The sequence below is a fragment of the Streptomyces sp. NBC_01116 genome (assembly GCF_041435495.1).
Classification (GTDB): Bacteria; Actinomycetota; Actinomycetes; order Streptomycetales; family Streptomycetaceae; genus Streptomyces.
On record NZ_CP108645.1, the window covers coordinates 98,653 to 109,828 of the forward strand.

Annotated in this window: 7 protein-coding genes; 2 read left to right on the forward strand and 5 right to left on the reverse strand. The window is 69.4% G+C overall.

Annotation, left to right across the window (positions count from 1 at the left end; genetic code table 11):
- Positions 1-290 precede the first annotated feature (290 nt).
- The 4 genes from OG245_RS37805 to OG245_RS37820 form a co-directional block, all read right to left on the reverse strand.
- Entirely contained in the window at positions 291-1,463 is a 1,173-nt protein-coding gene (locus OG245_RS37805; RefSeq protein ID WP_331745431.1) for an argininosuccinate synthase, read from the reverse strand.
- 595 nt (positions 1,464-2,058) lie between these two features.
- Positions 2,059-2,187 (reverse strand): hypothetical protein, encoded by a 129-nt coding sequence (locus OG245_RS37810; RefSeq protein WP_354402238.1) that lies wholly within the window; start codon positions 2,185-2,187, stop codon positions 2,059-2,061.
- Between the two features lie 548 nt (positions 2,188-2,735).
- Positions 2,736-4,211: a hypothetical protein gene (locus OG245_RS37815; RefSeq protein WP_371628125.1), complete on the reverse strand. Its 1,476-nt coding sequence runs from the start codon at positions 4,209-4,211 to the stop codon at positions 2,736-2,738.
- A 460-nt stretch (positions 4,212-4,671) separates the two neighbouring features.
- Positions 4,672-6,297, reverse strand: a complete 1,626-nt coding sequence (locus OG245_RS37820) for a beta-propeller fold lactonase family protein (protein WP_371628126.1) — start codon at positions 6,295-6,297, stop codon at positions 4,672-4,674.
- Between the two features lie 759 nt (positions 6,298-7,056).
- Here OG245_RS37820 and OG245_RS37825 point away from each other — a divergent pair.
- Complete coding sequence (locus OG245_RS37825; RefSeq protein ID WP_331745437.1) at positions 7,057-7,620, forward strand: hypothetical protein; 564 nt, start codon at positions 7,057-7,059, stop codon at positions 7,618-7,620.
- Entirely contained in the window at positions 7,614-8,585 is a 972-nt protein-coding gene (locus OG245_RS37830) for an ATP/GTP-binding protein (protein WP_331745439.1), read from the forward strand. Before OG245_RS37825 ends, OG245_RS37830 begins: the two co-directional genes overlap by 7 nt.
- A 1,146-nt stretch (positions 8,586-9,731) precedes the next feature.
- On the opposite strand, the gene OG245_RS37835 is transcribed toward OG245_RS37830, so the two are convergent.
- Positions 9,732-10,172: a hypothetical protein gene (locus tag OG245_RS37835; protein ID WP_331745440.1), complete on the reverse strand. Its 441-nt coding sequence runs from the start codon at positions 10,170-10,172 to the stop codon at positions 9,732-9,734.
- Positions 10,173-11,176: the final 1,004 nt, after the last annotated feature.

The window sequence follows — 11,176 nt, forward strand, 5'->3', positions numbered from 1 at the left end:
CGAACCTCCCGCCGGCACCCGCTGCCTCCCACACCACCGCACCCCGGCGGGACGTCACCTCACGCAACCGGAAGCCGCTCCCGCAGCGGGCCTCGATCACCGCAAGAGCCTCTGCGTGCCCGGACGGAAATTGCTCCATCACTCGGACTCTCCTCCGTTGCGTTCGGCCCTCCGGCCGCGAATGCCGTCTCAGGACTCCCGAGCAGCGTGTGCGCCGACCTTCGGGGTGGGCCAGCGTTCGTCGGCCCCAGATGATGCCCGGAACTCCGCTCCGTGTGGTGGTCTTCCGGTCATGGCCGGGCCAGGGGGAGGGACCATACGTAGGCGAATGCGGCGCCTGCCTGGTGATCAAAGGTGTCGCCGGTTTCGTAGGTGGCCAGGGATCCGCTGTAGCGGGAGTTCGGGGAATGCCGGGCGACGACGGCGTGTGAGCCCTTGTACAGCTCCAGGGTGATGTCGCCGGTCATGGCGGTCTGGAGGCTGGAGACGAAGGCGTCCAGGGCGCGGCGCAGGTCGGAGAACCAGTAGCCGTAGTAGACGAGTTCGGCGTAGCGCAGGGCCATGGACTGTTTGTGGTGGAGTGTTTCGCGGTCGAGGACGATCGCTTCGAGTTCCTGGTGCGCGGTCATCAGTACGGTCGCGGCCGGTGCTTCGTAGATGCCGCGGGTCTTGAAGCCGACGATGCGGTTCTCGACGATGTCGACGCGGCCCACTCCGTGCCGTGCGGCGACGGCGTTGAGCCGGTGCACGAGCTCGGGAAGGGAGAGCCTCTGCCCGTTGAGGGCGACGGGGGTCCCGGTCTCGAACCCGATGGTGACTTGCTCCGGGTGGTCCGGGGCTGTCTTGGGGTCGGCGGTGAGCTGCCAGGCACGTGCGGGCGGTGGCCGGCCGATGTCGTCCAGTTCGCCGCACTCGATGCTGGTGCCCCAGATGTTGGTGTCGATGCTGTAGGGGCTGTCGGGGGTGACCGGTACCTGGATCCCGTGTTCCCGGGCGTAGGCGAGTTCCGACTCCCGGGTGGTCAGTTCCCAGTCGATGACGGGCGCCAGGACCCGCAGGTCGGGGTCGAGAGCGGCGACACTGGTGAAGAAGCGCACCTGGTCGTTGCCCTTGCCCGTCGCCCCGTGGGCGACCGCGTCCGCCCTCTCCGCCTGGGCGATCTCGACCATGCGTTGGGCGATCAGCGAACGCGAGAGCGGCGCGGCCACCAGGTACTTGTTCTCGTATCGGGCGTGGGCCTGCAGGGCGGGCAGTGCGAAGTCGCTCAGGAAGCGGTCGGTGAGCGGCTCGACGTACACCTTCGAGGCGCCGGTGCGCAGCGCCCGCTCCTCGATCGTGTCCAGCGGCTCGATCTGGCCGATGTCCGCGCAGAACGCGATGATCTCGGCGTCGTACCGCTCCTTGAGCCAGTGCAGGGCCACGGAGGTGTCCAGGCCTCCTGAATAGGCGAGCACGATCTTCATAGGGCCCTCCAGAGATGATGCCGGGCAAGGGGGCGACGCCGGTGGCATCCAACGCCTGCAGCGTCCAGGACGCTCCGCACAGACCACGGAACCCCTCCCGGAGTCTGTCCATCCCGCACGCACCGCACCCCCGCCCCGGGGCCCCGGAGCCCCCGCCTCGCGAGAGCCCGGCACCTCGCTGAGGCACTTGACCGACCACCGTCTCTCTGACAGGACAGAGCTGCTCCGTCACACCCCGGCATGCCAGCGGGGTCGGGGTGCTCGTCACCCGGTGGGCGACACTGACATGTCGTCACCGCGAGGTTGTTGGGGCCTGCGTCGGCCATCGACGTGGGAGTCGGATCCGGAACAACCAGATTGTTCCCGGGCCGGTTTGCGGACGGGGCTGCGCGGCCATGGATCGACCGGCTTCGACCTGGTCGTCTGCGGCACTCCTGCCCCCGATGGCAGCAGCATCCCCTCCCGGCCACCTGCGGCCAGCGGATGCTTCGCGAGCCACCAGCTGCTGCTGGCAGGGGCACTGCGCAGTGTCCGTGTCAGCGGCCGGTGACGGCTAGGGGGGGAACCCGTCCGACGCTGGACGTCCGTGGCGGGATTAGCCGATGGTGTGGGTTTTGCTCATCGTCGCCTTGGCGACACTGTCCGCGTCGCACCCGCCCTCGGCGCCGGCGAGGTCGATGGCCCCGTCGCCCTGGACGGCCTCGGCCTCCGCAGGGGAACTCACCACAGCCTGGTCGGAGCGTCCGCGCCCCCGGACTCACCACGCCACTCACCACGGCGGCCGGCTCCTCACCATGTGGCCGCGGTACTCACCACGCCACTGACCATGCGGTGGTGAGTGGGTCGAACAGCCCCGCTGTAGCGGCAGGGTCCGGCCTCGCGTTCCGCCGGCTCCTCGCGCCCGACCGCTCCCAGCTCGTCCGTTCGGCCGGTCCAGAGGTTGCGAAGGGGGTTGTCAGGGGCTTGGGAAGGGGGAGATCCACCTCGTGATCGCAGGACCCGACAACGACAGGCCAATGGTCGGGGTCGTCCCGTCGCGGTGGCGGACGCCGTGGGAAGCCGCCGGGGCCGGGCAGGGGCGGGCTCGCTCACGGATGCTGTCGGGGGAGTGGTCTATCGGGTACGGGCAGGGCCCCGGCGAGACGCCTCGCCGGGGCCCTTGGTCTGCCTTCGCCTCGCGAAGGCCAGGTTCAGAGGTTTCGCCGGAACCGCCCGATGTTCACGGCTGGGTGCGTAGCCCGCTGATAGCCGCTGTTGCCTGTCGGCGTGGGGTCAGGGCGAGGTGACCGTCCGCGGCTGGTAGCCGGACTGCTGTCCGGTGATCCGAACGGTGTAGACGTGTCCGGCAGGGTTGGCCGGCACGGTGAAGGTGGCGGCGCGCGCGGCGGTGATCGCCGTGCCGTTGTCGAGCCATTGGTAGCGGTAGCAGGAGCCGGCGGTCCAGTTGGTCGGGACGGCGGTGAGGGTGGCGCCGGCGGTCGGGGTGCCGGTGACGGCGGCGGTGCCCTGCTGGGCCGGCAGCGTGGTGTTGGTGCCCGAGGGGTTGGTCAAGGTGACGGTGACCTGCGCGGTGCCGGTGACGGCGCCGGTCGCGTCCACACGCACGGACAGGCCGCCGGCAGTGTAGGTCTCCGCGGCCTGGAGCGAGAGATTGCGCGGCGAGGTGGCCTGGGTGATCGCCTGCAGGACGCTCTGGCTGTTCCCGCCCGACAGGGCCTTCACCTTGTCCACGGTGACGCCGGGGACGAAGCCCGATGCCGCCACGAGCGACTCGGCGTAGTACGCGCCGGCGTCGCGGCCGGACTTGTTGCGCCAGTCGAGGAAGTACGTATCACTGGTCGTCGGGTCGACGATCTTGAGGCCGCGGGTGCCGTCCTTGGTGCCGCGCCCCCACAGGTCGTACGTCGCGGTGACGTCGTGCTGGCCGCTGCCCAGGCTGAGCGCGGGGACTTCGCATGTCTTGGTGACGCCGAGCCGGGCGCGCTCGAATGAGCCCAGCGCCGTGGACAGGAACGGCGGCCTCCCCGCGAGGCCGATCACGGAGGCCGCCATGACCGAGTAGAAGTCGCGCCCCCCTTCCTCGGCGCAGGTCGTCGTCCCGCCGGACGCCGTGCAGCGCACCGCGTTCGCGTGGTCGAAGCTGAAGTTGTGGCCGAGCTCGTGCACCAGGGAGGTGTCGATGATGCTCGGGCTGTCGGAGACGAACACGTCGCCGCCGCTGTTGAGTCCGTTCGCCAGGGAGCCGATGGAGGCGATGCCGGTGGGGCCGCATCCGCTCGGGGCGAGCACGATCAGGTGGTTGCCGGTGGCGCCGCCGAAGGTCACGCCGGGGAACAGGGCGTGCCCGGCGGTCCACGCACTGCTGTGGACGTTCGAGGCGGAGCAGTCCCCGTTGATCGTCGGCAGGCCGGCCGTGCGGGTGAACGAGGAGATCGCCTGATCGCTCTGGTCGACCCAGTAGTCCAGTGCCCCGTCCACGTGTGCCAGGAGCTGGGCGTCGGTCTCCGGGAACGTCCGGCCCTGGGGACTGGTGTCGATCAACTTCACCACATAGGCCTGGTGGACGGCCGTCGTGATCGCCGCCGGGACAGCCGCGACCGGCGTGACCGGACCGGCGTGCGCGGGCACAGCCGCGGTCAGGGCGCCGCCGAGCACGAGCGCGCACGCGGCGCCGGCGGCCGCTACTCGATGGCGCCGACGGCCGGAACGGCCCCGGCGCCCGGGGGGCGGGGTGGCAGACAGGTGCATGTGGGCCTCCTTGTCGCACGACCCACCCAGCGGGACGTCGTGCGGACGGTGGTGAAGGACAGGCGCGAGCACAGCCCCGATACACCGAAGCCGCACCGAAATCCTCGCCGCCCGTCACAAAGAGCGTTCATGCAATCACGGAGAATGGCCGAAGGATGGCAGTCATGCCCTGAAATACCCCCTTGCAGCGCCACCCCGGCTGGTCACACCACGGCGCTCCTCACCCCACCACCGACCCATCGGCACGAGCACTCAATGATCAGCGCGAGGGCATCCCCAAGCCCTCGGACGCGTTCTCGGTCTGCCTATACGTCCCGGAACTCGTGATCATGCAAAGCCCCCCTCACCTGGGCCAACGGTATGCCGCAGATCGAGAACAGGCACTGAACCTTTGAGGTGTCATACCTGGAGGGGGGCCTGCGGATAGCCGTCCGCAGGCCCCCCTCCAGGTGATCTGGGGTCAGGGGCAGGTGGCCAGGACGATGGAGATGACGGTGCAGGTCGCGGACGCGCTGTCGTTGGCGGCGTTGGGGTCGGCGGGTGCGGAGGCCGTGCGTACGCCGGTGACCGTCACATGCCCCAGGGACAGCAGGTTCAGGGGGATACGGAACGTCTTGTTCACCGCGGTGCCGTTGGCGATCGGCCCGTAGGTGCAGGTAACGGTGCCGGTGGCGGTGGTGCAGCCGGTGGAGAGGTTCGTGGCGCTCGCGCCGGGCGGCAGGCTGGCGGTCACGGTGGCCGAGGTGGCTGCGCCGGGTCCCAGGTCGCGGGCGGTCAGGGTGTAGGTGAGGTAGGGCACCAGGATGCCCAGGTGCGGCTGTGCGGTGACGTCCACGTCGATGTCAGCGGCGGCGGCCACGTAGGTGAACTGGTCGGCGGCGGAGGTCGCGCTGGTGCCGCCTGGGGTGGTGACCTGGACGTCGACGGTTCCTGCGGCGTGGGCGGGGGAGGTGACGGTGCAGGAGGTCGCGGTGCAGGTCAGGCCGGTGCCGGGGGTGCCGCCGAAGGTGACGGCGGTCGCGCCGGTGAAGTTGGTGCCGGTCACCGTCACGACGGTGGAGCCGGTGGTCGGGCCGGAGGTGGGACTGATCGCGGTCACGACGGGAGCGGGCGGCGGCACCAGGTCCGGGGCGATGTCGTAGGGGCGGGTGCCGACGGTGACGGTGGCGACGCTCGTCCGGGTACTGGTGTCGATGACCGACACGGTTCCGGCGTTGAAGTTGGTCACATAGGCGTAGGACCCGGTGGCGTTGAACGCGGCGGCGACCGGGCCGGTGCCGACCGCGATGGTCGCGGCGACGGTGTTGGTCGCGGCATCGATCACCGAGACGTTGTTGCTGGTCTGGTTGGTGACGTAGACCTCACTGCCGTCCGGGGAGACCGCGACGCCCTGCGGCAGGGAGCCGACCGTGATCGTCGCGGCGATGGTGTTGGCCGGTGTATTGATCACCGAGACCGTGTTGCCGACCTGGTTCGCCACGTACAGCAGAGTCCCGGCCGGGTTGCTCTTCAGGACCAGAGGGCCGCGGCCGACCGTGATGGTGTCGACCACGGTGGCGGTCGCGGTGCTGATCACCGAGATGGTGCCGTTGGCTGGGCTGACGCCCTGGTTGGCGACGTAGACGCGGGAGCCGTCGGGGCTGGCCGTGATCCGGAACGGTGCGGTGCCCACGGGGATCGCCGTGCCGGTGATCGTGTTGGTGGAGGTGTCGATCACCGAGACGGTCTGACTGGTGACGTTGACCACGTACACCCGCGTGCCGTCCGGACTGACCGCGATGCCCGCCGGTCGGGAGAACCCGCTGATCGTGGCGGTCACCGAGTTGGTGGAGGTGTCGATCACCGAGACGGTGCCGGCGCCGTTGTTGGTGACGTAGACCCGGGTCCCGGCCGCGTTCTCCGTCACCCCCTGCGGAGTGCTGCCCACCGGGATCGTCGCGGTCACCGAGTTGGTGGCCACGTCGATCACCGAGACGTTGTTGGATCCCGCATTGGCGGTGTAGGCCACATTGGGACCCGCAGCCCAGGCCGCCGGAGCGTCCACCACCGCCAGCCCGGTCACAGCCAGCGCGGCGGAACAGGCCACGGCAATCAGCGGTCGGGATATCAGGCGTATAGGCCAGGTTCTTCGTAAACGGGAGAACTTCACTGTCTCTCCTTCCAGTCCGCACCCCGCCGGCGGGAGCCGTCAGCCCTCGATGGACCGGCAGAGGCGCGGTCGTACCGAACTCGGCGGGACTGCCCAGGACTTGCACCACACGGGCGACCCTCCGCAGCCAAGCTGGCACAGCGCGTACCCATCCGAATCCGAAATCGATGAACAAGCCGTACCCTCAACCACATTGGCCGCAAAACACCGCCCGCGGGCCGCCGGAAGAGACAGTATTCGCCGAACACGCGAAGGCCCAGGCGAACCCCGATTCCGTCCAATCCCCCCTTAGCGGCCGTTGACGTGCAGCTACCGGGTTTAGAAACAGGCACTGACGTACAGAGGGTGCCGGTGACGTACGCGGCGGCGGCGGCCGGGACCGAGAGCCGGCCCCGGGCGGGTTGCACCGGGCGGGGGATCCACGGTTGTCTACGCAGGTGCGCCCAGAGTCGCACCGGGGGTTGCACCGGAGGTGGGAACCCCCCTTCCGCGATTCCGCGCGTTCTGCCTGGTCAGGCCTGGTGGGCAAGCCGGGCAACCGCGCCGACACCTCTTCTCCGCGTAGTCGGGGAAGAGGGTGTTCTCCTTCTCGGGCGGCGGCCGGGTGCACGGCCGGGATTCTGCTGTAACCGTCCCCGTGCTGGGGGTTACGGTGATCGCGGACCTGATCACGAACGCACCACGGGGGTGGCCTGGATGACGGCTCGGCTGAAACGTTGGACGGGCCTGTGCGCGGCTGTGCCGCTCGCGCTCGCCCTGGCCGCATGTGGTGGCGCCGACGATCCCGTACCGCCTCCTGCGGCGCCTCCGGCGCCTTCCTCGCCGACACCGTCGGTGGACCCGGACGCGGCGGAGAAGGCGGCGGTGCTCGAGGCGTACGAGGGGATGTCGGCGGCGGAGCTGGAGACGTACGCGACCGGCAAGCTGGCGCCGGAGCTGGAGGCGTACGCAGGGCACAAGGCGCTCGCGGACATCAAGTCCACCCTGTTCTGGTACCAGCAGCAGGGGACGGTGATGCGCGGTGAGCCGGTGCGCTCGCCGGAGGTGGACACGATCGATACCACGTCCGATCCGCTCCGGGCGACGATCGTGGACTGCGTGGACTCCAACGGCTACGACAAGGTCAAGAAGGGCTCGGGCAAGGCGGCGGCGACACCGTCCGGGCCGCGCCGCCACTACGTGACCTCGACCGCGCAGCGGGCCGGGACGGGCGAGTGGAAGATCTACACCTCCACGATCGAGCGGGACCGTACATGCTGACCGCGCGCCGTACGGCGGCGGCCTCCGTGCTCGCGCTCCTGGCCCTCCTGGCGCCGGCACCATCCGCGGTCGCGGACGGACCGGGCGGCTCGGTCCAGTGCCCGCCGAAAGAACTGGACTGCGACCTCACCGCAGTGGACCCGGGCACCGCGCCGGGCACCCCGGTGGACAGCAAGCCGGCCAAGCCCGGCAAGGGCGGCCGGGGCAGCAGCGCCCCGGAGTGCGCGATCGACGGCAAGGCCGTCCCCTGCTCCTCCGACATGGGCACCTTCAACCACGCCGATGCCTGCTACTGGCGCGCCCTCGACCCGCAGCCGGGCCCGGAAGACCCGCTCTGGACGTTCGCGACCGGCGTCCCGGCCACCTGGAAGCCGGGCGCCCCCGGCAAGCTCTACAACGTCACCTGCCCCGGCGCGGGCCGGGAGCTGGCGGGCGGGACGATGTTCTCCGCGTCCGCGCCGGCCGCCGCGCCGACGATCGATCCGGAGGTGGTGGCCCGGCAGGCGGTGGAGTCGATGCGGCTCACCGGCCCGGTGATCGCGAACCCGAGGGCGGAGGGCACCTACGTGGTCGGGATGCCGTTCTGGATGTGGGCCACCCCCTCCCCGACCACGTACGGGCCGGTCACGGCCTCCGCCACAGCCGGAGGCGTCACCGTGTCCGCCACCGCGAAGGTGACCTGGGCCGTGTGGGACATGGGCGACGGCGAGACCGTCACCTGCCCCGGGCCCGGCACGAAGTACACCGCCGACCACGGCAAGAACATGTCCCCCGACTGCGGCCACCGATACCGCCGCTCCTCCACCGACGAACCGGACAGCCGCTACGCCGGGTCCACCACCACCACGTGGTCGGTGGACTGGACCGTCACGGCGGGCGGCGCCCAGACCGGCACGCTCACCACCACCCGCGAGACCGCCTGGACGGCCCGGGTCGGTGAGGTCCAGGTCCTCAACACCAACTGACCCCGGGCGTGGTGAGTTCCACTCACCACCGCAGGTCACAGCCCTCAAACGCCGGGAACTCACCACGGCGGCGCGGCCACTCACCACGCGGCCCGCCGTACTCACCACGCCACTCACCACGCGGTGGTGAGTGGGCCGACCAGCCACCTGCGACGGCCGGTCCGGCCCCGCGCTCCGCCGGCTCCTCGCACGGGCCGCACCCCGCCCGTCCGATCTGCCCGTTTCCTGAGGGTGCACAGGGGGGTGCGCAGAGGGGTGCGAAGGGGGGTGCGCTCGTCCTGGGCGGCCTCTCCCGTTTCCCCAGGTCAGGCCCTGGTTTCTGTGTGGTGAGTGGTCAGACTTCCTCTTCTGCTGCCCTTCCTGCTCCCGGTGTTGTGGGGGAGTGGTGGGTGGTTTGGGGCGGTGGCGGTCATTGGAAGCCGACGGGGCGCTGCGCTGGCCGTGGGGGGCCGCGTCGGCCGGTGGCCGCCGCGCCCCGAGGGAGGTGCGGGGCGAATTCTCTTTGTTGCAAAGGGGGTTACTAAGGGGGTTGCAAAGGAGGTTGCTAAGGGAGTTGCAGAGGGGGTTGCTAAGGGGGTTGCACTCGTCCCGGACGACCCCTCTCAGTTCCCCCAGGTCAGGCCGTTTTTTTGGCGTGGTGAGTGGTCAGACTTCCTCTTCTGGCTGCCCTTTCTGTTCTGGGGGGTGGGGTGTTTGGGGGGTTGGGTTGGTGGCCGGATCGGAAGGCGGGCGCTGCGCTGGCTGTGAGGGGATCGCGTCGGCCGGTGGCCGCCGCGCCCCGGGGTGGGGCGGGCAGGGCGCTCAGGGGCACCTCCAGGCAGCCCTGGGGGCCCAAGGGCTGCCAGGCCTGGAGGGCTTGTAGGGCGATTCGTTGGGCTCGGCGCCTTGTCATGCGAAGCGTGTCCGTCGAGCCATCCGATCACGCAGGATAGGTGCGATCTCTCGACTGGGTGTCGGTGGTGGTGAGAGTCGGTGGTCTTGTTCTGGGGTGGAGTGTTCCGGGGCTGGTCAGCGGCAATTTGCGTGTGGGTGGGCCGCTGTCGTTAAGTGAGAGATCGTTGTGCGGGATCACTGTCATGGGGGTTTATCCCATAGCGGCTGATGCTGTCTCAGGGGCGAGAGTCCTCACTCGCCGTTCTCACCGCCTCAGGACAGATCAGGGCTCCCCTCGGCTGAGCCCGAAGGCCTTGTGCGCGAAATACTGTCGAACTCACGGATCTTGGGTGCAAGCTGATCCACAGCCCGGCTCAGCCGGCTCAATTCCCCTGCCATATAGGCTTCGTAAACCTCCTTCTCAAGCCGGATAACGTCACCCCGCACGACCTCCCACACGTCAAGATCAGTGGCGGCGTCGCACAGACCTCCGGTTGCAGCCTTGATGCTCTTCCGAAGGCCCACGACGTTTCGAGCTTCCGCATAGCCAGATTGCGTGCTTCTGATTTTCTCGGCCGAATTGAGAGCCCTCGCCAGGGTGTGCCCGCATTTCCCGGTGTCGGCCTGAGCGGCCGGAGCAGTCAGGCCGATGCTGCCAAGGGCCACCACCGCAGTGGCAGCGGCGACACCGACAGCGTGAAGCGAACGCTTCATCAGATCTCCCTAGATAGTCGGGCACCCAGCTATACCAACTCCCCTCCCATCCATCACGGCTCTCAACCAGCGGCGCGCCGAACCCGCATGCGCGGGTTACACGGACCGGTCATTGATCCAGGTACGCGTATCGCACCGCTGCCAGCTTCGGCTGCTCAGACCTTGGGCTCATCGCGGTGCAGCCACCGCGCGCCGCCCTCACGCTGCACCTGGTGCTGCTCGTGCGGGCCGTCCAGCCTGCGGTTTCCCCTGGAGGGGAACGTTGCAGGAGTCGCCCGCAACGCTTCCAACACCTCCGGCTCCCACGGAGTCAGACGCACAGGCAGCATCGCTGCAGCTCAGGGCACATTTTGTGAACAGACCCCGAAATCCTGCAACGCGTGGTCGGCCGCGTCCAGATCAGTGGCGGCGAAGGAGTCACGTACCTCCGCGGGTATCTCTCGATCGCTTCAGCGATGGGACGGGACTGAGAGAAGCTCTCACCAAAGAGGGCCAGGAAAGAACGTGGTACACCAGTATTCAGGGACCCCGGAGAATACCCCTGAGAGGCATACACGGGGTGACGCAGAATCCCATTCTCCACCCAGGAATTCGATGTTACCTCTAAGGTTCCATAACCTCTCCGGGGGTGTGGCCTGGTTCCACCAACTCAACATGCTGCATCACCTGATGCAGCCCAGTCGCCCGGAGGACCCCCCGGCCACCCTTCCGTGTAGCCAGCCCGGCCCGCGCCAGCGGGCCGAAGGCCGTGGAGGCGTAGCCGGAGGGGCCGTTGGGCGGGGGAGCGCAGCGGGCCGGCCCAACCCGGTACGGAGCGAAGCGGAGAACCGGTCAGGCCTTGCACAGCAAGGCCAGGCCTGGGAGCGCAGCGGACAGGCCGTCACCACCCAGGCGCAGCCTGGGTGGTGGGCGACTCGCGCAGCGAGTCGCCAGCGCGGACGCGGAGCGTCCGCGCAACCACCGGGCGCAGCCCGGTGGTTCGCTTGCCCATCGCGCAGCGATGG